This is a genomic window from Dyadobacter sp. CY347 (assembly GCF_021502655.1).
Classification (GTDB): domain Bacteria; phylum Bacteroidota; class Bacteroidia; order Cytophagales; family Spirosomataceae; genus Dyadobacter.
Genome location: NZ_JAKFFT010000004.1, coordinates 465,327 through 488,866 on the forward strand (window position 1 = coordinate 465,327; position 23,540 = coordinate 488,866).

Here is a 23,540-nt window from a genome sequence, read left to right on the forward strand (position 1 = left end):
GTTACCGGCCCGTTGCGTACGGATGGTCGTTTACAACCGGGATATTTTTTGCGATTAGTTTGTGAATGTCTTTCAGATATACTTTTTCGTCCAGGTCACAGAATGAAAATGCGATTCCTTTCGCCCCTGCGCGTCCTGTCCGACCAATGCGGTGAACATAAGTTTCAGGAATGTTAGGGATTTCATAGTTGATCACGTGCGTTAGATCATCCACATCAATTCCTCTTGCAGCAATATCTGTTGCTACTAAAACTCTGGTAGTCTGGCTTTTAAAGTTTTTCAACGCATTCTGACGGGCATTCTGGGATTTATTTCCGTGAATCGCTTCGGAGCTCACACCTGCTTTTCTCAAAACCTTTACAACCTTATCTGCACCATGTTTTGTGCGCGTAAATACCAATGCAGTTGCAATGGATTCATCTCTCAAAATGTGCAGTAGAAGCGAATTTTTGTCTGATTTATCTACAAAAAACACAGACTGGCGAATGGTGTCGGCAGTGGATGAAACAGGCGTAACTTCCACTTTCAGCGGATTTCTCAAAATAGTGTTAGCCAATGTTACAATCGCTGGCGGCATTGTGGCTGAGAAAAACAGAGACTGTCTTTTTGCAGGAAGCAGCTTGATCACTTTTTTAACATCATGAACAAAACCCATATCCAACATTCTGTCCGCTTCATCCAAAACGAAGAATTCGAGCTGGTTAAGTTTGATAAAACCTTGATTAATAAGGTCTAACAATCTACCTGGTGTTGCAATAAGCACGTCTACGCCTCGTTGCAGGGCATCCGTTTGTGGTTTCTGACCAACTCCACCAAAGATAACTGTATGTTTAACGCCCGTATGACGACCATAAGCAGCAAAACTTTCACCGATCTGGATGGCAAGTTCGCGTGTTGGCGTCAGGATCAATGCGCGTATGCGGCTTTTTTCAAACTTTCCAACAGGATTGTTATGAAGCAATTGAAGCATTGGAATCGCAAATGCTGCCGTTTTTCCTGTGCCTGTCTGCGCGCAGCCTAGTAAATCTTGTTGATCCAGGATAATGGGGATCGCTTTGGCTTGAATGGGTGTGGGGGTGGTGTATCCTTCTTCTTGCAGAGCCTTAGCAATAGGCTCGATGAGCTTTAAATCTTGAAATGTCATTTGATTTTTTTAAATGGCTGTCCTTTATATTAATATAAAAACAGCCTGAATAATATAAAGGCCCTTGTAAGCCAAGGGTATAACAGTAGTATATTTTTAAACGTTCAGTCCATATACTCCGTAAAAGTATCCAGGATTGTTTAAATTTGGTTGACATTCATCAACTCATTTCCATTATGATCAGATCATTCGCGCTAACTGTATTATTATCAGCAGTATTCCTGATTGCAAACGGCCAGGATGTTCTCGTTAAGAAAAACGGCTCGACCATTGAGGGCAAGGTGACGGAGGTTGGAATCGACCGCGTTTCTTATAAGATCAGTTCGGAGGATGGAAGTGCGAGTTTTGTTATCAGAAAAAATGAGTTGAACCGAATTGAGTTTGCAAACGGACAAACCATTTTCATCGATGAAAGAAATATTCCCGGCAAGCGCCCGGTTAATCCGGCAAGCAATTCCAATCTTTTCGGAAGGCATATGGTCAATTTTTCACCATTCAAAGCGCTGGATGCCGGCCCCGGATTGGGATTGAGCTATGAGATCCTGGCAGACAGAAAAGGTTATTTCGGAATCGCACTGCCTGTTTCCATCATTTTCCCGGATCGTTTTGACTTGTTCAATGGTTATGGCGACCAGCAAGCAGCATTCTATTTTTCGCCCGGGTTGAAAATATATCCTTTCGGACAAAGAAGGGTTACTTATGCCGTTGGGCCGAGCGTCTTTACAGGCTTCGGCAAGCAGATGCGCAATGACGGCTATTATGATCCCAACACCGGAACGTATCCAACAACCCGATCGGAAAGCACGATCTTTCGGTTTGGAATAATCGTCAACAACTACGTGAATTTCCAGATTTCAGACCACTTTCAGATCACCCTGAACGGCGGATTAGGCTCCCGTTATATAGACCGGGAAACCTATAATGACACCAGATCGAACGAAGGTGGCATTAACATTACAGGCGAATTCAATTTCAGTCTGGGCGTGCGTTTTTAAGCGCAATTATTTCATCAGCCTGAACACCGGATAGCGCATATATTCCTTTTCGCTGTAAGGCGAATTTTCATAGATGAAGTCCAGTTGCGCGCTGGCACTTTTCGCAAATTCAGGATCGTTTTTACGCTTGTCTGCCAGCTTGATCCTCAGACTGACATCCTTGGCAAGCAACTCTGCGGCCAGATCTTCAAAAACGTATGCGGAATAATGTTCCTTGGCTTGCAGGATCGTATCAAAGAAATTCCATTTGAAAAAAGAATCAACGCCTTTCGGTTCCAACGTTTCGACAATGTACCGGTTAGTCCATTGGTTTACAGGAATATACCAATCACCTTTCTTGAATTTAATTTGCTGCTTAACCGTTTTTGCGGTCACGCGCGTATGCCAGTAATGGCCTTCAAATGGCTGCTTGGGCGTTTCCAGGTCTTGAATATAATACGTTTCCACCTCCATTTCGGTGTCATTTTCCAGTTGCTTTACGTCGACGCCATTCAGCTTCATCAGGTCGATAATGTTGTGCCATCCCTGCGGAATAATGTATGCCACGGGCTTGATAACCTCGTCCAAAGGTGCATAAGTGTCGTAAAACGGGATTTTTTTTGTAAATGGCTTGGAGCGGTTGTAAGATAACCTTTGCGCTCCGCTCACTTTACTTGTAATGTATTCAGGTTCAAAGCCTTTAAACTCGATTTGCGTGTTCTTAACTTTGTTAACTTCCCATGAAACGGCAAATTTCTCCTGATTTTTCACAGCCTCCTTGGTGTCCTTCCGGAGTTTAAGGAGCTCTCTGCGGTTTCTGGCCAGGAATTTAATGTTACCTAATAAATAAGCGTAAGTTGCTGCAACCCGCTTATCATAAGGCTTCAACATGTGCGTTTCGGTCATAACACCGATCGTGTGGAATAATGCTGCGTAACCTGTTGAATAGCGAGGCCAGTCTGGGAACTGCACGAAACCTTTGTCCGGCGTCTGGCCCCAAGAATTGACATAGGGCGTTGCTTCAAATCCCGCTTCCTTTAAATGCTTGTACATATAAGGCAAAAAAACCTTATCATTGAAGAAGCCCAGTTTTCCGCCCAGTTTATCTTTTTGTGCATAATCCAATGTCATCACATACTGATAATCAGCGCCATTGCTTACGTGTGTGTCCGCAAAAAGATCGGGATCAAGTTCATGAAAAATGGCTGCGAAGCTCCTTGCGTTTCTGGTGTCGCTTTTGATAAAATCCCTGTTCAGGTCGTAATTCCGCGCATTGCCTCGAAAACCATATTCCTCCGGCCCGGCCTGGTTTGTGCGTGTTGTGCTGTTCCTGTTCAAGGCACCGCCAATGTTATAAAAGGGGATAACGGCTATGATCACATTGTCAAGCTCAGGGAATTTTCCGGGGTTAACGGCGATGTCGCGGAGCAGCATCATGGACGCATCCACACCGTCAGATTCTCCGGGGTGAATGGCGTTATTGATCAGCAGGATGGCTTTTTGCTGCGATTTTAGTTTCTTAATATCAAATATTTTGGTTTTGGAATACAAAACCAGATGAAGCGGATGCCCGCTGTCGGTAAGTCCTTTTTCGGTGATCTGAATTTGCGGGAAGTCTTTTGCCAGGAGTTTGTAAAAGGCAATCCCTTCCTCATAAGTTGGCGTTTGTTTGCCGCCGCTGCTTTCAAAACGGGTTGTATACTGGGCTTGGACTGATAAAGTAAAAAAGAAGAAAATTGAGTAAAAAAATAAACGCATATCTGGGTTGAAACTTGTTGGGATTAATGTTTGTATTTCTGCATTAAATGCAAATACGGATCAGGCAAATGGTGTACAAAAACCTGTGTATCTGAGTCAGGGAACAATTTGTAATATTCTGCATCCGGGATTAATGCAATCGTTGGTCCTATGCGGACGTAATTGGCACTTTTAAAATAAACCGGTGCCTGAAACTCCGGCAACACTTTCTTGATAGACTTTGAAGCATAATTTCCCAGGTATTTCTGGTAATTTTTCTGTGCTTTAACACTCGGGTTCCTCATCTGCTTATAGGCATGTTTCAAGGCCACGCGGGTTAACAGTTTCTGTTTTTTTATAACCGGGTCAATGTTCCTGAATGGGTTCGTTTTGTTGAAGTCATCCAGGGTTTGCACGGAAAAAGGGAGCTCTGGCACCCAATCCGCGGCATTTACCACATTATAACCCCATCCGCCATCAACCATGCTCTCGTATTCATAAGCATAATATGTGTTCCCGGCTTTCGGGCTGGCGCTTGCATAGGTCTTGAAACGGATGTCTGCGGGCAGCTTCTTGTCTTTTTGTAATTGATAAAGATGGGAATTAAGCAGAAAAGTAATGGCCCCTCCCTGGCTGTGGCCCATAATCAAGAACTCCTTAATGCCCGACTTGTAGCAGGAATCAATCTTCGGAATTATATCTTTCGCTAAAAAAGCCATCCCGACCAGCCAGCCAATGTGCACGGCAGCATTTGGATTATTGGCCAAATGATATTGGAATGTGTAGTCGTTTGTCAACTTAATTTCACCTTTTGCGGGCACCATTGCGGCGTAAAAGTTTTCTAACCAACCCACTGGATTCAAGGTCGTTCCACGGACATTCAGAACGGCGACAGGGTGATTTTTGCTGATCCACAACCCCCATTTATTGTCCAGGCCAACAATTGCAGAGTTGTAGACATTCGTGAAAAGGGTTGGTTTCGTAATTGCAGATTTTGGTTTGGAAGAGTCAACTTTCGCAGAGTCGTATAACAAAACATGCATCCTGAGCAATTCAAGATATTCCTCTTTATCAAAACCCGGTTTGAGCTGGCTGTTTTGTGCTTTGACAGAAATCGTACTGAGAAGGATTAGAAATGCAAACAGGAACCGATAAAGTCCTTTTGTTTGACAGTATAAGCTGCGCGGATGATTTTCTGACATACGACCAAATCTTAAAAAGCGTGAACGCAACATTTGTTCACTTAAATGTAGAAAATCCCGGCTAATAAGCAGGCAGGTGCTTAAATATTTTCCTGATCAACAAGCGTGTTAATCAATGCATTGACTTTGTTAAGCCAAAGATTCTGCGCTTCGCAGGTCCAATGGGAATCGCCTTTCAGGTAAGAAGCAGCGCCCATTTTTCGGAAATCAGCAAGCACGTCAATGTAGGGAACCGGCAGCTTCGAGTGTTGGTAAACGCGCTCAATCAGTTGATTATAAATGCCATAATCTGGCTGTAAAACAGAAACCTTGTTAGGAATAATGGCTAATGCAACGAAGTCAAAACCCATTGCTAAGGCCGAATCTTTTGTCAATTTCAGATTTGTAACGAGTGTATCCAGTTCGGAATCACGGACTTCGGAGAAAGAAGATGTAACATTCGGCGTGTCTGTGTCCATATGCGAAACCACAGCCCGGTCATTATCAACCAGCGCGACGCTTGTATTGACGCGATGAAAAAGATGATAAGTAAAATCGGCTTTCCATTCTTTTACTTTTAAAAAAGCTTCATTTTGAAACAAAAGTGCTTCAAAGCGATCCTGGGCCTGTTTGCCGTTAAATGCAGCATCCAGTTTGTGCATGAATTTGGATGATGAAACGACTTGGGTGAATGTAGCGGAATCAGGAACAACAGACGTGACGGGCGTTGCCAAATGCTGTCTGAAATGCCTTTCTACGGATTCGAGCAATAGAATGTTGGTCGCCGACGTGTCGAGTTTGATATGCAGCACATCAGCCCACTTCACGTATATATACTGATCAATTGCAAAATCACTCTTTCCAACTCGTTGCGCTTCGGTGAAACTGTCACCTACAATGTATAAATGGACTTTTTTAGAAGCATTCTTCCGGGCAGGCGGTGTGTATTCCGGGCATTCTTGTCTTGGATCTTTGAATGCAGAAAGGTTAGCCATGCGGTAAAGGTCACCATACTGATAACCGTCGGTGATCAATTTGTATTTCCCAACCAAAGCTAACAGGGTAGGACTGAGCCCGCTGGCCCAGACAATGCATCCCAAAACTAAAACCGCGTATTTTAAAAACTTCATAACTGCTAACGAAGCTTAATAGACCAGACCTGGATTTTTTTCTCCGAACGGCTGAATATAAGCAATTTGTAATATCCGGGTTGATAAGTGAGTTGCACGGGCATTTCGGAAGGAATGGCCTTATCGCCCAACCGCTTGCCGGTCATGTCAAAAACCGTCGTGTAACTTCCTGATTTAATGGTAATAAAACGATTATCAACGCCAAAGAAATGATATTGAATGACGGAATTGGGAAGAATGTCCTTGATTTCAAAAAGGTCATTCCCATCCTTTGTTATGATCGCCGTCTTGGAATTCAGCGACCTGACCAGGATCCAGTCGAGTGAATTCCGGTCAAATAATGTCTTGAATTTCGATCCGGGTTCGGGTCTTAACAACTGTTTCCGGGATGTGATTTTGCCATCGAGACTTATGCGGACCAATTCGCCCGAAACACTCACACCCACAAGTTCAGGCTGGCCAGTAGAAGGATTTTGCGTCCAGGTAAATGCACTTTCTGCGCGGGTAAGAATGTCAACAGGAAAGCCCTGACGAACTGTTCCGTTCTCTTTTAACAGGAAAATTTTACCATTTTTCTGCGTAACAATAAATCCGCGATTCCCGATCTGATTCAATGCAACAACCGGACTTTGAATGTTCTCAAATTGAACCGAATGGTTGAGCCGCCTGATCGGCTTTGTGACGCTTTCCCAAAGAAAAAGCTCTTCCGCCGTGTTTTTTACAATAAACCGGTTACTGCCGTCGTCACCGCCATCAATGGCATACAACGCAGCAATGTCCTGCCCGGAAGGCAATGAACCTGTAAATGTTGTTACGGTTGTGGAGTCGTCTTCATCCAATGCATAAACCGTGCTTTTTGTCGCAAAAATGCGTTGTTGCCTTCCAATGTTCAGGAAGTCAACTTTATAAGCAGATGTGATGATCGGGCCGTTCAGTTTGGCGATGGTTTCTGTTTTTCCCTCGCGTAAGTTGTTGGTTCTGAGTAAACTATTTTGTTTATCCGTTAATAATATCTCGGAGCTTCCATCGATCGGATTTTGCAATGCGGCCAGTTGAGTGTCGTAGATGTCCGGCCATTCAATGTCAATGTTCAGGAATGTGCGGTTCAGCACTTTATTGGCGGTCTGGCGCTTTTTGGGAGTCAGCGTAATCTGAGGAAATGCATCACCATCCTCATATTTACATTGAAATACAAGCGATTCCATCTTGGAAACCAGATCATTATATTTCTTAATCCCTCCGTCTCCGGCCCGGGTTTGCGCTTTGCGGAGATTAACGATCAACGAAAGTTGTGCTTCTGATTTCGCTGCCGTAAGAATGCTGTCATATTCCGGGGATTGCTTCCAGGTAATCTGATTCTCATAGTCGACAATGTAATTCTGCAAAACCTGAGAATTGTTGCTAATTACCAGATAAGGCGCAATGTACGTAATGTAGCTGCGCGGGAAGCCCGTAAACATAGGGCCGTAAAGGCCCGAAGGCAGCTCGGGAATGGGCACAGAATAAATGTCGTAACCCTGATATTGGTCGATGGAAACATTGGTTTCTTCATTCGCCAGGCGGGCCAGCTTTTGCAGCACAGGTCTTAATTTTTCATAATTGGAAAACTCAGCCAGCAGAATTTTGCCGTCGCTAATGCTGTTATTTTCTTCTAATTGACACAAAATCAACTCCGCGCCGAGATTGTCAATCAGCTGATCGCTTTCTTTTCCAATGTAATAGGCAAGCTTGTTCCAGGATTCGGACTTGTATTTTTTATGCCATTTCTTAAACTCCTTTTGAAATGCAGCACGGTCTACAACTGCTGATCTGTAAAGAAAGGACGTTTGCTGGGAAATGTGTTTGTGGCCAGTGAATGGGGCACCGGGAATGTCTTTGATAATGTTGGTAAGATAATAATCCGGGGCATCCGTTCCTGTTGATTTCAATGAAAGGCCACCTTTTGTCTTCGCTTCTTCAATGTGAAAATCCTGGAATGTCGGGAAATTTCGGCCGAACTCATAAAAGTTGCCGTTGATATTATCACCGGAAATGACTGATTTCCAGGCATCATTGCGCAAGTAAATGCTCGTCCCGTAATCAGAATCGTTAATATTGGAAAAGCGTGATTTAAGCTTGAATGATTCAATGTTGATCGATGAAGCCCGAACGGCATCTTCAATCAGGTCACCGTAATAGCTTACAATTAAATAATGATCTTCAATAAGATAGGAAAAAAGCGGCCGCGAATTGGCATCAATAATGTCTGTAATGCGGTGATCCTGAAAGTTATGGTGCAGCGCGCGAATGTTGGGATTCTGCGGCGTGCTCAGCCACTTTGATTCTTCCTCACTGGCGATGGGTATGTACATGATCACACCCCATTCTGTGCTGGTGCGGGGATGATAGGAGTAAGATACAGCCTTGTTTTTGAGGAAATTACTTAGTCTTTTCTGGTCTTTTGTGAAAAGATTAAGGAGCGATAAATTATCGCTGGCGACGTCCAGCAATGGCAACCTTTTTACATCCAGGTTGGCGTCCGTAGCGACGTAAAGTGAATCCTGGAGATGTTCGCTGGTAATGACGACGAGCGCGCTGGACGGGATGAATTTCCACGCAGCAGCCGAGCCTCTTGAATATTTGAACAGAAAATATCCTGCTGCCGCAATGACAGCAGCGAGCAGGATACCAAAAATGTATTTTTTCGACACAAGCCTAATGGTTAAGCACGGATCGCTCTCACTTTGTTATTGAGTTCTAAGCGAAACCGCAACAGTTCTTTAAAGCTGCGTATACAAACCTTCCAGAGGTTCCACTTCACAATCGAAACCGTTCCGGTTTCACGGTCTTTATGTGTAATGGGGATATCAAATAACTCCTGACCCGATTTTTTGGCCATCACCGACAAGAAGATGTTCGGTGCGAAAGGTTCAGGATCAGGCAATTGGTTCATCAGTTTTTGCAAAAATGTTCCTTTTATCAAACGGAAAGGAATGTTGCTGTCCATAATGAATGTGCCATAAACCGTCGAGATCGTGCCACGAAGGAATTTCGTGATGAACAACCTTACGCCGGCATCGTGCCTTACTTGTCTGTAACCCAGAATAAACTGCGACTGGCTGCGTTTGTTCCAAAGTTTATCGAAGTCATCAGAAACAAACTGATCATCGCTGTCTGTCTGAAAAACATATTCCGAATTCAGTTCCAGCGCCTTGCGATAGCCATTTACGACTGCATTGCCATGACCACCGTTTTTCTGATTGATCACTGTCAGATTGGTAACCTCTTGCTGTAATTTGTCCAAAAGCACTTTTGTATTGTCTTTCGAACCGTCATTGATTACAATCAGTGTTGTATTGTCGTTGGGAAATTTATTTTTTAAGAAATTAGTCCAATTATATACTACCTTTTCGATACAATCCTGTTCATTGTATGCGGGCATTACTATACTAAGAAGGTACGACATGCAGAAACTTATTTGGTATGGTTGCGCGAAATTAATAAATAAAGCCTGTAACCGGGCTATGGGTGATGATAAATTACTAAGCGTACCTGTCTTTCAGAGCATTAATAGGCTTCTCAAAAAAGTGCCAGGAAACGGCGGCGACAGCAATCGTTAATGTGATCACAACCAGCGCTTCAAATGCGACCGAGCCTTTCAGCTCAGGCACATATTGGTAAATTTTTCGAAAAATCCGGACGGTGGGATGCATAGGGCCACTATGGAAGTGGTTGTAGACAAAATTGTGATAGAGATACAAGCCGTAACTGATTTTTCCCAGATAAATGCTCACCGGATTTTCCAGAAAAGCAGCCATGATTCCCGTATAGCCCATTACGCCCCGCCCGATCAGGAAAAAGCCGAAAATGGAAGATATCGTTCTGTCCAATACAACAAATGATACGTTGAAACGATTATCGAATGTTTTTGACCAGAATTGAAGCAGGACCCACACCAGAAATGCAAGCAAAACGGGCCATGATTTACTAAATAGCTTCTCAAAAAAATCATTCCTGTAAAGCTGCAACCAGGCAAGCAATCCACCCAGTGCAAATGAATCCAGGCAAGCCGGCGTACTCACGTAAGTAACGATCCAGTCGTCGATTGCAAAGTCCGGATTGGTGTAGAAATAGTAAAAACGAAATGCAAGGCTTAGCAGGCCCATCACGCCCAAAACCGGCACCAGTTTACCTTTTGGAATAAAAAAGATAAGGAAAGGGAAGAATAGATAAACCTGTTCCTCAACAGCCAGCGACCATAAGTGATCCATGGAACCCATCCAGGTTTTATTCCAGGCCATGTAAATATTGGTCCCGTAAAGCGCCAGCCAACCGAGCTTTTCCCTCACCGGAGGCACGTTAAAGACGTAAAGCAGAAAAATGGTCAGGTAATAAACCGGGAATATCCTTATCGTCCGGCGTATCAGGAACTTACTAAGATATTTTTTAAATCCGCCTTCCAGTTCATAGTTTTTCTCTTTGCTTTTGAGGAGGATCCGGGAAATCAAAAAGCCGCTTAATACAAAAAAGATCGTCACGCCCGTCGCACCAACGGGAACCGTGTTGATCTCTACAAAAAGATGTTCGATCAGAACCAGCGCAATGGCAATGAAGCGGATTCCATCAAGTTGAATTATGTGTCCCTGTGATGTCGTGCGCATAATTACCAGTTTACCTTTACTTCTTTTTTCTTTGTTTCGTTCACCTTAACCTTCTGATTTTGAAACAGAATGCCCGTCTGATCTCCTTGCTGCCTGATTAATGCAACATCATAAAGTCCTTTGTCCATTTCGGAGAAAGGAATATTTGCCCTGAATCCCGGTGCAAAGTAATATTGTTTTAAAAACAGCTCTTTCCGGCTCGTATTCCGTGTTCTCAATGCTGGAAACAGATAATAGCGATCTTTTGAACTAAGCAAAATATAAATGCCGCTGTCCTGCAATCGCTGGCTGGTAAATGTATTATTTTCAATGGTCAGGTTTTCCTTGCCCGCATTAAATGTAGTGCGATCGTATAACTCGGTCAGGCCACGTGAGTTTCCGGCGTAAGTTTGCCGGTCGGCAACGGAAATGAGCGGGAGCAGCTTTTCATAGAAAACCGGGGTCTTCTCGACGATATTAGCAGCGAACGAAGTGTCTTCGGGATATTTCAGTTCCTTGTTTGAAAAAGTCCAGTTAAACTGGGACGTCGTCAATTCTTTGCGCAGATTATAAGCGTCAACCAAGTGATAATGATAGCTGAAAATGTTGAATACAATGCCCAGGAAGACAATCGACGTCACATAAGGAGAAAGAAAACTTCCCCGAATGGGAATGACCACATACAGATATGCGACAAGCAGCAACAGCACAGAGTAAATTTTATAGCGGCTGGTAACCAGCGTGTCAAATCCAAATCCTGCCCGGCTGTAAACAACGATCAATGCAGTTGCGAGGATAAAAAGAATGGTTCCGAGACAAAAAAGATCCGTAATGCGTTCAAACTTCTGGCTGTATTTATTCCTGACAATGCGAAACAGCGTGGTGGAAACAATTGAAATAGCGACCAGAAACAAAATGATCCCCATGAAAAAGCAAACCTTAATGTGGTCCGCAACCGGGAAGGATTCTGCAAACGATCCTAAAAACGCCATGTAACCCTTAATGAACTGGAAAATGGACGCTTTGGATTCTGGATTTGATTCTGGTTTGGTATACCAATTGAAATAACAGAAAATCTCCACCGCACTGACAACTAGCCACAACGCAAAGCGTTTTCTGTTGCCTGTTAAAAATAACAGTAATGCGCCCAGTGGAAGGACCAGCAAACCATTCCCGCTTGTCAGGATCGTTACCGCCGTCAGCAAGAGCGAAATAGCAAAGGGTAATGTTTTAAAATTGATACACAAATACAACGTCCCGACGGTCAATGTAACGACACCGAAATTCTGGATCGCGGCCATTCCCCAATACATATTTTCCCAGAATGCGAGCGTAAGCCAGAGAAAAGGAACGGGTAATAATGCTGATAAAGGCTTTTTGTTCTTTTTTAAGAGTTCGTACCAAAGCGGGATGACAGCCAGGAGCAGCAGATTTCCGGCGGTCATTAAGTGACGGTAATTCAACGATCCGAATAATGAGTAATCCCACCAGGAAATGAGTCGTGTTAAAGAAATCCGGTGCTCGTTATGCTGTTTAAACAGCAACCAGATCTTTTCTTTCCAGGTCGATGCTTGCGAATAGTAAAGGATAAATTCCTTTAAAGCGTGATCGTCGTATTTCGGAATGTTAATGGCATAATAATTCCAGACCATAAAATAAATCAGGACCGGTAGCAGCAAGATCAGGCTCAGAATGATAGTTAAAGCCTTTTTCGTCATGCCGGAATCATTAATTGACCAATATGGGAAACGATAGAATCGGGATCCAGGCCGGATAATTTCTGATGATAAGTCTGACTTCCGTAACGGGCATTTGGATAACCTTCTGCTCTAAGGCTTTTGAAAGCGCGGGGGAAAACGCCTTTCTCTAAAAGCTGAACAGAGAGCTGCTGCGCCAATCCGCCGATACTAATGTGTTCTTCCGCTACAAGAAGTGCAGGGGCTTTCCTAATGAGTGTTTCCACTTCATCCGTAATGTGCAAAGGAAAATGCATGGCCGTAATTACATTCACCTTTGTTGCAAGATCTTCGGAAAGTGAAAGGGCTGTCATGACATTGTTAGCAATCGGTCCTAATGCAAAAACCGTGATTTCAGCTGTTTCAGGCGCATGGATTACTTTGAATGAACCAGAAATATAGCTGTTATCCGGAGTTGTTTTCCCGGCGCCAAGACGCAGGTAAGCGGGACGCGCGTCAGAGACAATTTGCTGGATCATAGGCTCAACTTCATCGGCAAAAGCAGGAACCCAGACATTAGCATTCTGCTGACCGCTCAGGCAGGCCAGATCTTCGATGGTATGGTGGCTGCTTCCCATGATCCCGTATCCATAGCCGCCGCCATTTCCAACCAGGAAAACCGGTAAGTTGTTGAAACAAACGTCATTACGAAACTGTTCGAGGCAACGATAAACGATAAACGGGGCAATGCTGTAACAAAAAACTTTATAACCTTTATGTGCAAATCCTGCTGCCACACCGACCATATTCTGCTCAGCCACACCAGCATTTATAAATCTTTTACCCAATTTGGCCTGCAAATTCTCCAATGCATTATAGCCAAGATCGCCAGTAATGAAAACAATGGAGTCATCCTCCACTGCCAACTGCTCCATAGCGTTTGAAAATTCTTTTCTCATTCAGTTTGTATGATGATGCTTTTAAGCACTTTTTATTCTGACAGCAGTTTCCAGTTTCGGAAGCGGATACATTTTCCGTTCGTATTCCTGAATCGCTTTGGCAACCTCCAAAAACTCCTGTTGTTTGTTGACGTCTTCCTCAAAATTCTCAGCTATCAGATTATCGATAATTCTGAAAGCCTCATTATATTCTTGTTCAGTCGAAAGTTTCATAGCAATGTTCTTTAAATTTTTGAAACATTGATCTTATCATATTCGCTATGCGATCCGAACCAGCGGATATAGACCGTCCGAACACTGAAAAATATCATGGCCACCATGCGATATTGATTTCCTTTAATGTTAAAGACAAACCTGTTATCGCCCACATAGTCGACACTGTTAAAAACGGATTTGACATCCATGAAGTTTGCCCAGTCCGCCAATTCTGTCTTATCTGCCCATTCAGCAATTGCTGTTTTGGCCCCCGGGTATTTAACGCAATAGTTGTGTAATGTCCTTTGTTTGATAATAACCATTAAGCTTCAACCTTAATTTGAATTTATCCAATTTCATTTGAGATTTCAAAAGTTGTTGAGCTTGTTTAAAACATTATATTACTTCCTCAATTGCTTCACTAACGTCCTGATCTCGTCGGCGGTTTTGTATGATTTTGAGCCGCGGCGGATTCTGGTCCTGATGTATTTGGGTCGTTTTTTGGTTTCTTCAAAGATCTTGGCGATGTATTCTCCTAAGAACGAAATGCCGAGAATAGTTAATCCGCCGAAGAAAACGACCAGAACGATAACGGTGCTGATCCCTTGCGGCGTATCCCTAAAAAACACGAATTTCGCTAAGATTTGCCAAATAATCCCTAAAATTGAAAAACCGGTCAGTGCAAAACCTGCGTAACTCATCAATTCCAATGGTGCGAAACTAAACGAGAAGATCGCTTTTTTCGCCCACCAGATGTTCTTTGTCCAGTTATTTGTAGAAACGCCGAACATTCTTTCCGGCCTCACATATGGAACGCCCGTTTGCTTGAAACCAACCCAGGCACGCAATCCACGCAGAAACTGCTCAGTTTCAGGCAGATCTACTAATTCCTTCACAACCTTGCGATCAATCATTGAAAAATCGCCGGCATCGCGGGGAATAGAAATGTAGCTGAGCCCTTGAAATACTTTATAGAACGATTTATAGAAAAAGTGAATATGAGGCTTCATTTCCCGCTGCACACGAACGCCGTAAACGACATCAAATCCTTCCATCCATTTTTCATAAAAAGCAGGAATAATTTCCGGCGGATCCTGTAAATCACCATCCATTAAAACCACGCAATCACCCGTCGCGATCTCCATACCACTCAAAAATGCAGACTGCGAACCAAAATTGCGTGAGTGACTGATTCCCACCACATTAGGGTCTTTGTCACAAATCTGGCTGATCACTTCTTCCTGATTATCAGGCGAATTATCATTCACAAAAATGATCTCATAGCGCACTTTCAGGTCATTGAATGTCTTCACAAGCCGCTCGTACATGAACGGAATGGCCTGCGCATCCTTATAACAAGCGATAATCGCCGTAATGATCGGATTCAGTTTTGGGTTTTCAAATGCGGGGATAACACGGTCTTCATATTTGATTTGCGCCTGCCAGTCACTGTATTTTGAAAGCCCGGTTTCCAGGGAAGTCCTGGCTTTCCAGCCGAAGTCCGTTTCGAATGCTGATGGGTCACCAAACCATTCCGCAAGGTCCCATTTCCGGTTGGACATGCTGCCCCATTGTGGCTCCTGCGTGATGTTGAATGTTCTTCTTGAAGTATCAACAAGGTCGCCCATAGTGGTTTTGCGGCCCGTTGCAATGTTGTAGGATCTGCCAGAAGTCTCTTTGCTGATCTTTAATGCAGCATCCAGAAACGCTTCCACGCAATCTTCTATAAAAACAAAATCGCGGCTGATATCCGGCGACACCAGTGAGGGAAGCTGTTTTTTTCTTGCGTTCTCGATCAATTTTGGGATCAGCCTGTCCGGCTCTTCCCAATATCCGTAAATGGAATAAAGCCTGAGATTAAGCGTTTTCAGATTAAAAACTTTGGCATAATATTCCAGCAAATATGCCGCCGAAACCTTGGAAACCGCATAATGACTGTTCGGTTCTACGCGGTCGGTTTCTTTTGGAGAAGTGCAGTTAAACCCATATTCCGAACTGCTTCCGGCATGGATGTAAACCATTTCCGTGTTACAGTTTTGCAGAATGTTAACCGTTCCGATGACATTGGTTTCATAGGTCAGGTTTACATTATTTTGCTTGCTATAAGCACCGTATGCCGCCAGATTAAAGATCGTTTGCGGCTTATATTTTTCAAAAACTTCCTGAACCGAATTATTGGAAAGGATATCGCAGTGGACAATGTTCTCGAAAGGAACATTCAGCAATTTAAGCCTCCATGCCTTCGTCGCGTCGTGTGTAAGCGCGTAACAGTCCTTGCGGATCTTAAAAATTTCGTTGAAAAGATTGGCCCCGATGAAGCCGCTTGCACCAAAAACAAAAACTGGCCCTTTTAAACTCTCTATTTTATCGCGGAAAACCGGCAATTGGTCATGCATTCGTCAATTCATTAAAGTAGCGTTCCTTTACTTCCAGCGTGGCTTGCTCGTATTGGTCTTTGTTCATTGGTAAATAATGCCACTCTAATTTATTCTCCATATAAGAGACTCCCTTGCCCTTCACAGTGTTGGCAATAATGGCCTTAGGAAGCCCATTCTTATGCGTTTTCAATGCATCAATAGCCTGACTTACAGCATGAATGTCATGGCCGTCAACCTCAATTGTTTCAAAACCAATCGCATTCCATTTCTCAACGGACGCAGTTTCTCCTAAAACTTTATCCGTAGGACCAAAACCCTGCAAACCATTTTTGTCAACGATCATAAAGAGGTTGTCCAATTCATTTTGAATGGCATAATGTGCTGCTTCCCAGGTTGTTCCTTCATTGGTTTCTCCATCTGAAAGCAATGCGAACGAATAGGTTTCTTCACCACTAACTTTGGCAGCATGTGCGATCCCGGTTGCGATGGGCAAGCCGTGACCCAACGAGCCGGTTGCGAAAGGGATTCCTTTGTATTGTCTTGGGGCCGGATGGGCTGGGAGCGAGGTGCCGTCCAGGTAAAAAGTATCCAGTTCTTCGTCGGTAATTTCGCCGGTAACATTCAGGCAGGCATATAACGCAGCGGCTGCGTGTCCTTTGGACAAAATGAAGGTGTCCTCTTCCGATTTTTGCAGAAAAATAACAGCGATCATCAAATCAATGCAGCTTAATGAGCAGCCGATATGACCGGCGTTTGCTTTATGGTAAAGGCCCAGAATTTTAAGCCGAAGTTCTCCGCTTATCTGCTTTGGGTCATTCAATATCTCTTCTGCGGTCATGCCTGTGTATATGTCGATATTAAGAAAATCTCACTAATAAAGGTCAAATCTTCGATTTTGAGAGTGCAATATACAAAATCTTATTTGTCGGCTTTTGATATAAGCACACATTGCTTACTCCAATCCGTAACGTAGCCCTTTCAATTTCTTGATCACCACCGGCTGTGGATTTCCTGCTTTTTTTAGTAAAATATGCGTAGTCTGCGTCGTGTCCATGACCTGCACATATTGCGCGCCTTTGGGTAAATACAAATTCGTCACCTGCGCATCCTGAACCGAGTAGGGAAGGAATGTCCTATCCATTTCTGACAGGATCGGGTAACGGGAGGCCGGATATAAAATCGTATCCCCTTCCTGATACATTCCCTTGATCTTTTGGGCGGCCTCATAATATGGATTAGGAGCCCGTGGTGTTGAGAAATATCCGTATTTCACCGAACGGTCTGCGTAAAATTCGCCAAGCCTTAACGAAACAAAGTATAACTGACAAGCCAGGCCAATAAATATCAAAGCCTTGAATTCCAGCTTAATAGTATTATAATATTGAAGCAAAAGACTCAGGAATATGATCACATAGGGAAAAGAAAAACCTGAATAACGCTGCATCAATCCATATGTATGACCGTTTTTGAACGACATAATAATTAAAAAGATGGTTGGAAACAGCGCCATAATGTAAACCATCAAAAGCCGCCTTCTGTGCTGCTTGTCAGCCTGCCTATGCACATCCGGAATGAATGAAAGTGCAAAAATGCTGATCGAAAGAATGATGAATTGCAGCTTGTGATTTGAGTAAAATGCAGCACCGGAAATAGCAAGCACGAAAGGAACAGCCGCTTTCAGTCCCTCAGGCATTTTAATGTAGTTCCTGAAACGATACCAGATGATCAGCAGCACGCCAATTGATATGGAAACAATCACGTTTTTTCTGCCGGCAAGGGCATCCGTCATGCCATTCGTGAAGATGACGATGTCTGAAAAAAGCGGCAGCGCTTTTGTGAAAACGTTACTAATGGTGGCAGGCAAAATTATCCCGAAAGGGTTGTCGTAAGGCCGGGTTTCCGCCATTCTTTTGTAAAGGGCAGCCTGGTAATTGAGCGTATGGAGTGTATACGTTCCGCCGCCATAAATCATCCACCACGCCACGCCATACAAAGCCGCCACGGCAGAAACGGCCATTTTTATCCAGCCTTTGATATTCCTGAGAAAAAACAAAGCATACAAGGCGTGGCCCAATAGCACAGCAATAGATAGGAAATGCGACAAAATGCTTAACCCCGCTGCTATGACATAGCCAATGTATAGTCCTGTCGTTTTCCGCTTGGCAGCTTCATTTTCAATGATTTGTAAAAAGAAATAAGTTGCCAGTAATGTTAGGAAGAACATTAGTGAATAACTTCGAGCCTGCTGGCTATAACCAATGAAAAACGGTTCGATAGCCACAATAGCTGAGGCGATTAACCCTGTATTGACACTAAAAAAACGCCTTCCAAAAAGATACGTCAATCCAATGATGAGCACGCTGAAAACAACCGAAAGGGACCGGGCAGAAAAGTCCGAAAGGCCGAAAACCTCCATCCAGAAGTGCAGAAGCAGATAATAGAAAGGACTGTTTCCAATGTCGCTCCTGTTATTGGCTTCGTAATAATCTTCGATCGTCTTGGGTGCCCAGAACTCTGCGGGGGTGAAAGCGCGGGGAGAATAATGTTCATTATAGGTAAAAGAACGCAGGACTCTCGGCGGACTCAGACTGAATCCCGGCGTTTTCCAAAAACCCGAATTGGATAATTTAAGATTTGAAAAAACTTCCTTTTGATTAGCTCCTTCCAAAACAACACCCTGGCTAATCACCATCGTGCTTCTTTCATCAAAGAAAATACTGTAACGATCCAGATTGTGAAGCCTTAAAGCGATTCCCGCGATTAAAATGACAGCCAAAATGAGCCAGGTTCTCGGGGTTTCGTTCGTACGGTTTGAAAACATTGAAGAAAGTTGATGTGCGCGGATGTTTGAAATCGACTTGCCGCGAAATTAAGCAAATTTCCCTTTATAGGATATTTTTTAGATTTTAAGAATGGTAAACTCCACGCGCCGGTTCTTCTGGCGGGTCTGTTCGGTGAGGTTGCTGGCAATGGGTTTAGCTGGTCCCCAGGCTTTTGTCTGGATCCTTTTGCCGTCAATTCCCTTGGATAAAAGATATTTTTTGACCTGCTGCACACGGTCTTCCGCAAGCTTCACATTTTTTTGGACTTCGCCCTGATTGTCAGTGTGTCCTTCCAGCAAAATTTCCATCGCCGGATAATTTGTCATAGCCGAAACGATCCTGTCCAGCTCGGGATACGAAGAGCGGATCACTTCCGCGCTGCTTTGTGCAAACATGGTGCTGCTCAGCCTGATCTGCTGCCCGGCTCTGATCGGTTGCAGATAAAGATCCTTGCGAATGTTCCTTAATGTAGTGTCTTTGGACAGATCAATTTCCTCAGTGAAAGGAAAATAGCCTTTCTCGGAAGCCGTAATGCGGTAAATTTCTTTTAATGGTAAAATCAGCCGGTACTCGCCGGTTTCCGGATCGAATGTTGCTTTGGTAAAAACATCATTGTTCTTTTTAATTTGCGCAATAAGCTCGGAACGCACAGCTTTATTCGTTTCTGCTTCCAGGATCGTTCCGGAAATGATGGCCACCGGATCCGGGCGGGTTTCAGGAGTAAGCCTTACCCTAAAAATATCTTCCTGCCCCGAAACCTTCTCACTCGCGCTGAAATAGGCGTAATCGCCCGTTGCAGGAACATTAAAATAAGCATCCCAAAGTGAAGTGTTAATCACCGGGCCCAGGTTTTCCGGTTTCGACCAGTTGATCCAGGTGTCGTCCCGCCGTCGCGTCAGGAACAGGTCACCAGCTCCGTAGCCGCTGTGGCCGTGGGACGAAAAATATAGCGTTTTATTGTCCAATGCCAGGAAAGGGGTTCCTTCATAATCGGCCGTATTGATCACATTACCAAGGTGTAACGGCTCCGACCAGATTTCGCCCGATTGAAGAAACGATACATAAAGGTCCTTTTTTCCTTCCGTATCGCTGCGTTCAACCGAAATGATCATCACATTGCCATACGGCGAAACCGTCGTTTCCATGCTTTCGACCTGTTTCATTCTGTTGTTCGCCGTAATGCTTTCCCGCAGGTTATTGATTTTGTATTCTTTTGGAAAAGTCCAGCCTGTTTTGGTCTGAAAGCAGCGCGACAATCCCAGCTCCATTGAACCGTCCGGGCGATAAACATTGATGACGTAAATTGTTTTTCCATCGGCCGAAATGCTCGTTATAGCATTATCCGCAGCATTATTAATCGGCGGGCCCATGTTTACCGCTGCCCCCCAGACATTTTTGTCATTCAATGTGGAATACCAAATGTCCTGTGTTTCGGACGTGCCGACATTGCCCGAGAAATTGCCCCTCGTAAAGAAAAGTGTTTTGCCATCGGGAGAAATAATAGGCGCAACTTCCTGGCCCTGACTATTAATGGCCGGCCCCATATTTTCGCGTTTGGTTTTCAAAAGCGGCCCTTTCGCAATGTTAATGACTGCTTCAATGGGCCTGATGTCGTCCGAAATCCCTATTGCGTCGATTTGATTTGCCCCGGAAACCTTGGAGGGTTGCAGCACGATCTTGATCGCATTAGCAAGGATATTTTGTTGTTTGGGAAAAATCCTGAACATTCTTCCCCTGACATTGAGCTGCGCCGCCGGAGTATCGGAAATCAGAAATTCCTTACCAGACTCGTCATAGGCATACACACGGGCAATGGCGCCCGGATTAAAATTTTCTGCGATAGCAACCTGTTTCAGCGGAATTGTTTTTTCAAAACCTACTTTGATCCATTCTTCATTCCGGCCATCGGGATCGGCAGGCATCCACGCACATGGACTGTTGCCGAAATCAGGAAGCTTGTTGGGAATGCCGAGAATTTGTTTGGCACGATAGGCGTGGCCATATTGGGCTGGCCGGTTTTCGGAAGAATAACCCAGCACTTTATTGGCCCACAAAATTTGCTGACTGTATCCTTTATGTATAAAAGCTGCCGAAAGCAGCAGAAAAACGTTGAAGAGTAATGTTTTATTCATTTTTTTGCTCCGATTAAGAGTATCCAATCCCATCCCGGCTGCGAATCGGGTGGCTGCACAACCGCTTCCGGGGCGGCCTTGAACTCACCGCCCGACCATCTTTTTCCTGTTCGCGGACTGTACCAGACGGCTGCAAAATCCTTCCCATTGAGATAGTTAAGATTAAGCCGGACCGGCCTCGATTCCGGCAGATAGAGCATGGACATTTTTTTATTGGATAAAGAAACAATGCCAATCTCAGCCTTATCCGTCGAATCAGGGAGCAATTCCGAGATATTTTCGGGCTGCATGTATTCCCAGGGAATGCCTTTCAGGATCTTGACGAGTTCGTGAATATACTCTGCGCCGTCCTTATCAATGTTGACTTTCCAGGTGGGGTTAAAATTTTTGATCGTGCTCATATGGCAAAAGCCGGCCGCAGCGCTCATGATCGATTGATAAGCCTGGTTCCTGATCAATACAGACTGGTCCGTTATCTCTTTGGGAAACTCCGAATTAGCGATTAAGAATGGCCTTAATGCCACTTCCGCTGAATTTTTCTGCCAATTGGCCAGCGCTGCGTACTCAGCAGGCGTGACGGTTGAATCTGGAATAATAAATTTAAGATCTGACCTGACTTTGGAACTGTCGTTCACGCTCGTAGGCGAGCAGGTGCTGAGTGAAGCAAGAATTTGTCCTTCGGAAACTGCACGTATTCCGTCGGCAATGGCCTCAAATTGAGCGGCGTTCTGATATTCCTCTTCGCTGACGATCCATATCACATTGTCATATTTGGCAAAGTGTTTACCAACGTAAGTCCCGTAATTTTTCCAGACTGTCGGATTCTGTGCGTCAAAAAGTGCGTTCCAGCTTTTGCGGGAAACTACGATGCCTACGACGAGGTTACGCTCCTTTGCTGCCGAAATAATCTTATCAAAATAGTCGAAGTACGCTTTATTGGGTTTTGAAATATCATTATCCAGGAAAGGAAGGGTTTTATTAAAATTCCGCTGATTAGGAAGAGCAGGCAAAAGCTGAACAAGGAATGTATTGAACGACTGGGACTTGCGCGCATCCATATAGTGAATGGCATCATTATAACTCAGCTTACGAAGCATCTGCCAGGCCACATCGGCCACCATCAGGAACGGAACGCCATTATGGTCGGTGATATGACGACCATTGGGGCTGATCTTCAATGGAAATTTAGCAACAGCGAGTCCCGGTTTTTGATAGACATTCACGGCAGCGAGGCCGGATGCCGCCAAAAGGATAAAAATGAAGTATCTAAGCCACTTCATAGTCTTGGTCGGGAAAAATATTTTAACATATCGGGGTGTTTCGGAACCTTGAAAATCAGCTGGCTTTCAGGTCGGCAATGGTTTTCAGCGGATCGGCCGAACTGAAAACAAAGCTTCCTGCAACCAGAATATTCACGCCTTCCTTTACAAGTAATGGCGCATTGTCAAGATTAACGCCGCCATCCACCTCAATCTTGAATGTATAGCCAAATTTTTCTTTCAAAGCCTGCAATTTGGCTATTTTTTGATACGTGTTCTGAATGAATTTTTGACCGCCAAAGCCGGGATTTACGGACATAATCAAAACCAAAGAAACATCACCCAGGATTTCAGAAAGCGCTTCCACAGGTGTATGCGGGTTCAATGCAACGCCCGGCAATGCGCCGAGTTCCTTAATGTGCTGAATGGTGCGGTGCAAATGCGGGCAAGCTTCATAATGCACGGTAAGGATGTCTGCACCCGCCTTTTTGAATGCTTCAAGATAACGGTCGGGCTGCTCGATCATTAAATGAACATCCAGTGGTTTTGTTGCGTGCTTATGAACAGCTTCACAAACGGGCATTCCAAAAGAAATATTCGGCACAAATATGCCGTCCATAATATCAACATGTATATAATCCGCCTGACTCGCATTCAGCATTTCTACATCACGTTGAATATTGGCAAAGTCGGCAGCAAGTATGGAAGGGGCAATTTCAGCCATGAATTTTAAAATATTAGTACAGGCCGAAATTAGAATATAATGTTCAACTTGAAGGCCAATTCGTGAAATAATGGTGAGCTAACCACGTCATTTTCGCTGAACGAAGCGTACATTTCGTATCGACCATTATTTAACACGTAAATTTCTAAAAGCCGCTTTTCGGGTTTCAAAAGCCAATATTCCTGCACGCCATAGCGCTCATAGATTTCTTTCTTGACAACCGTATCCATTTTAATGGTGCTTTTGGAAACGATCTCGACTACCATATCCGGCACGCCGCGGATCCATTCCTGGACGATTTCTTCTTTTTCTTTTGAAATAAAAATAAGATCAGGCTGCAAACGATTGTAATTTTCTTCGAAAATTACGTCCATCGGCGCATCCCAAACCTCACCGAGGTTATGATCGTCAGCGTAGTCTTCCAAGATGCGTTGCAATTTGCGCGACGCCTTCTGGTGTGGCGTTTTCGGACTAGGAGACATGATTTCCTCCCCGTTTATGATCTGAGAAAGATCCCAGTCCTGCCAAATAATTGTTTCTGTGCTTTTCATGTGCATAGTTCGTTTTTACGAAAATAATCAAATTTTTTAAGAGATTCATTTAGTGTTGT

19 protein-coding genes are annotated in these 23,540 nt (G+C 44.1%); 1 reads left to right on the forward strand and 18 read right to left on the reverse strand.

Annotated features, from left to right (window positions below; all coding sequences use genetic code 11):
* Nucleotide 1: 1 nt before the first annotated feature.
* A complete protein-coding gene (locus tag L0659_RS10085; RefSeq protein ID WP_235125820.1) occupies nucleotides 2-1,144 on the reverse strand; it encodes a DEAD/DEAH box helicase in 1,143 nt (380 codons plus the stop codon).
* Nucleotides 1,145-1,320: 176 nt separating this feature from the next.
* On the opposite strand from L0659_RS10085, the gene L0659_RS10090 reads away from it, so the two are divergent.
* On the forward strand, nucleotides 1,321-2,139 hold the full coding sequence (locus tag L0659_RS10090; protein ID WP_235125822.1) for a hypothetical protein: 819 nt from the start codon (nucleotides 1,321-1,323) through the stop codon (nucleotides 2,137-2,139).
* A gap of 6 nt (nucleotides 2,140-2,145) precedes the next feature.
* On the opposite strand, the gene L0659_RS10095 is transcribed toward L0659_RS10090, so the two are convergent.
* The 17 genes from L0659_RS10095 to L0659_RS10175 all read right to left on the reverse strand — a co-directional run bounded on the left by L0659_RS10095 (nucleotide 2,146) and on the right by L0659_RS10175 (nucleotide 23,481).
* Nucleotides 2,146-3,876: a M14 family metallopeptidase gene (locus L0659_RS10095; protein WP_235125823.1), complete on the reverse strand. Its 1,731-nt coding sequence runs from the start codon at nucleotides 3,874-3,876 to the stop codon at nucleotides 2,146-2,148.
* Between the two features lie 23 nt (nucleotides 3,877-3,899).
* Nucleotides 3,900-5,057, reverse strand: coding sequence for a lipase family protein (locus L0659_RS10100; RefSeq protein ID WP_235125824.1), 1,158 nt, complete (start codon nucleotides 5,055-5,057; stop codon nucleotides 3,900-3,902).
* A gap of 80 nt (nucleotides 5,058-5,137) precedes the next feature.
* Nucleotides 5,138-6,166 (reverse strand): hypothetical protein, encoded by a 1,029-nt coding sequence (locus L0659_RS10105; protein WP_235125825.1) that lies wholly within the window; start codon nucleotides 6,164-6,166, stop codon nucleotides 5,138-5,140.
* 5 nt (nucleotides 6,167-6,171) lie between these two features.
* Complete coding sequence (locus L0659_RS10110) at nucleotides 6,172-8,856, reverse strand: DUF3352 domain-containing protein (RefSeq protein ID WP_235125826.1); 2,685 nt, start codon at nucleotides 8,854-8,856, stop codon at nucleotides 6,172-6,174.
* Between the two features lie 11 nt (nucleotides 8,857-8,867).
* Nucleotides 8,868-9,611 carry a glycosyltransferase family 2 protein gene (locus L0659_RS10115; RefSeq protein WP_235125827.1) on the reverse strand — a complete coding sequence of 248 codons (744 nt, stop codon included), beginning with the start codon at nucleotides 9,609-9,611 and terminating at the stop codon, nucleotides 8,868-8,870.
* 76 nt (nucleotides 9,612-9,687) lie between these two features.
* A complete protein-coding gene (locus L0659_RS10120; protein WP_235125828.1) occupies nucleotides 9,688-10,806 on the reverse strand; it encodes an acyltransferase in 1,119 nt (372 codons plus the stop codon).
* Nucleotides 10,807-10,808: 2 nt separating this feature from the next.
* Complete coding sequence (locus tag L0659_RS10125) at nucleotides 10,809-12,503, reverse strand: hypothetical protein (RefSeq protein WP_235125829.1); 1,695 nt, start codon at nucleotides 12,501-12,503, stop codon at nucleotides 10,809-10,811.
* Nucleotides 12,500-13,420: a transketolase family protein gene (locus tag L0659_RS10130; RefSeq protein ID WP_235125830.1), complete on the reverse strand. Its 921-nt coding sequence runs from the start codon at nucleotides 13,418-13,420 to the stop codon at nucleotides 12,500-12,502. The genes L0659_RS10125 and L0659_RS10130 overlap by 4 nt, the downstream gene beginning before the upstream one ends.
* Nucleotides 13,421-13,441: 21 nt before the next feature.
* Entirely contained in the window at nucleotides 13,442-13,633 is a 192-nt protein-coding gene (locus L0659_RS10135) for a hypothetical protein (RefSeq protein ID WP_235125831.1), read from the reverse strand.
* An 11-nt stretch (nucleotides 13,634-13,644) separates the two neighbouring features.
* Nucleotides 13,645-13,938 carry a type II toxin-antitoxin system HigB family toxin gene (locus L0659_RS10140; protein WP_235125833.1) on the reverse strand — a complete coding sequence of 98 codons (294 nt, stop codon included), beginning with the start codon at nucleotides 13,936-13,938 and terminating at the stop codon, nucleotides 13,645-13,647.
* A gap of 78 nt (nucleotides 13,939-14,016) precedes the next feature.
* The gene (locus L0659_RS10145) at nucleotides 14,017-16,011 is read right to left on the reverse strand and encodes an NAD-dependent epimerase/dehydratase family protein (RefSeq protein ID WP_235125835.1); all 1,995 of its coding nucleotides are present in this window, start codon (nucleotides 16,009-16,011) and stop codon (nucleotides 14,017-14,019) included.
* The gene (locus L0659_RS10150; protein ID WP_235125837.1) at nucleotides 16,004-16,831 is read right to left on the reverse strand and encodes a transketolase; all 828 of its coding nucleotides are present in this window, start codon (nucleotides 16,829-16,831) and stop codon (nucleotides 16,004-16,006) included. Before L0659_RS10150 ends, L0659_RS10145 begins: the two co-directional genes overlap by 8 nt.
* A 114-nt stretch (nucleotides 16,832-16,945) precedes the next feature.
* Nucleotides 16,946-18,814: a glycosyltransferase family 39 protein gene (locus L0659_RS10155; protein WP_235125839.1), complete on the reverse strand. Its 1,869-nt coding sequence runs from the start codon at nucleotides 18,812-18,814 to the stop codon at nucleotides 16,946-16,948.
* Between the two features lie 78 nt (nucleotides 18,815-18,892).
* A complete protein-coding gene (locus tag L0659_RS10160) occupies nucleotides 18,893-20,947 on the reverse strand; it encodes an OmpA family protein (protein WP_235125841.1) in 2,055 nt (684 codons plus the stop codon).
* Nucleotides 20,944-22,227, reverse strand: coding sequence for a DUF4038 domain-containing protein (locus L0659_RS10165; protein WP_235125843.1), 1,284 nt, complete (start codon nucleotides 22,225-22,227; stop codon nucleotides 20,944-20,946). The genes L0659_RS10160 and L0659_RS10165 overlap by 4 nt, the downstream gene beginning before the upstream one ends.
* Nucleotides 22,228-22,282: 55 nt before the next feature.
* Nucleotides 22,283-22,930, reverse strand: a complete 648-nt coding sequence (gene rpe / locus L0659_RS10170; protein ID WP_235125844.1) for a ribulose-phosphate 3-epimerase — start codon at nucleotides 22,928-22,930, stop codon at nucleotides 22,283-22,285.
* A 29-nt stretch (nucleotides 22,931-22,959) separates the two neighbouring features.
* Nucleotides 22,960-23,481, reverse strand: a complete 522-nt coding sequence (locus L0659_RS10175) for a Uma2 family endonuclease (RefSeq protein ID WP_235125846.1) — start codon at nucleotides 23,479-23,481, stop codon at nucleotides 22,960-22,962.
* Between the last annotated feature and the right edge of the window lie 59 nt (nucleotides 23,482-23,540).

Excerpts from the sequence above, each read along its gene's own strand:
- L0659_RS10135 (WP_235125831.1), bottom strand. The coding sequence starts at position 13,633 with ATGAAACTTTCGACTGAACAAGAATATAATGAGGCTTTCAGAATTATC.
- L0659_RS10120 (WP_235125828.1), bottom strand. The coding sequence starts at position 10,806 with ATGCGCACGACATCACAGGGACACATAATTCAACTTGATGGAATCCGC.
- L0659_RS10150 (WP_235125837.1), bottom strand. The coding sequence starts at position 16,831 with ATGACCGCAGAAGAGATATTGAATGACCCAAAGCAGATAAGCGGAGAA.
- L0659_RS10105 (WP_235125825.1), bottom strand. The coding sequence starts at position 6,166 with ATGAAGTTTTTAAAATACGCGGTTTTAGTTTTGGGATGCATTGTCTGG.
- L0659_RS10155 (WP_235125839.1), bottom strand. The coding sequence starts at position 18,814 with ATGTTTTCAAACCGTACGAACGAAACCCCGAGAACCTGGCTCATTTTG.
- L0659_RS10130 (WP_235125830.1), bottom strand. The coding sequence starts at position 13,420 with ATGAGAAAAGAATTTTCAAACGCTATGGAGCAGTTGGCAGTGGAGGAT.
- L0659_RS10095 (WP_235125823.1), bottom strand. The coding sequence starts at position 3,876 with ATGCGTTTATTTTTTTACTCAATTTTCTTCTTTTTTACTTTATCAGTC.
- L0659_RS10115 (WP_235125827.1), bottom strand. The coding sequence starts at position 9,611 with ATGTCGTACCTTCTTAGTATAGTAATGCCCGCATACAATGAACAGGAT.
- L0659_RS10160 (WP_235125841.1), bottom strand. The coding sequence starts at position 20,947 with ATGAATAAAACATTACTCTTCAACGTTTTTCTGCTGCTTTCGGCAGCT.
- L0659_RS10085 (WP_235125820.1), bottom strand. The coding sequence starts at position 1,144 with ATGACATTTCAAGATTTAAAGCTCATCGAGCCTATTGCTAAGGCTCTG.
- L0659_RS10125 (WP_235125829.1), bottom strand. The coding sequence starts at position 12,503 with ATGACGAAAAAGGCTTTAACTATCATTCTGAGCCTGATCTTGCTGCTA.
- L0659_RS10140 (WP_235125833.1), bottom strand. The coding sequence starts at position 13,938 with ATGGTTATTATCAAACAAAGGACATTACACAACTATTGCGTTAAATAC.
- L0659_RS10175 (WP_235125846.1), bottom strand. The coding sequence starts at position 23,481 with ATGAAAAGCACAGAAACAATTATTTGGCAGGACTGGGATCTTTCTCAG.
- L0659_RS10145 (WP_235125835.1), bottom strand. The coding sequence starts at position 16,011 with ATGCATGACCAATTGCCGGTTTTCCGCGATAAAATAGAGAGTTTAAAA.
- L0659_RS10100 (WP_235125824.1), bottom strand. The coding sequence starts at position 5,057 with ATGTCAGAAAATCATCCGCGCAGCTTATACTGTCAAACAAAAGGACTT.
- rpe (WP_235125844.1), bottom strand. The coding sequence starts at position 22,930 with ATGGCTGAAATTGCCCCTTCCATACTTGCTGCCGACTTTGCCAATATT.
- L0659_RS10090 (WP_235125822.1), top strand. The coding sequence starts at position 1,321 with ATGATCAGATCATTCGCGCTAACTGTATTATTATCAGCAGTATTCCTG.
- L0659_RS10165 (WP_235125843.1), bottom strand. The coding sequence starts at position 22,227 with ATGAAGTGGCTTAGATACTTCATTTTTATCCTTTTGGCGGCATCCGGC.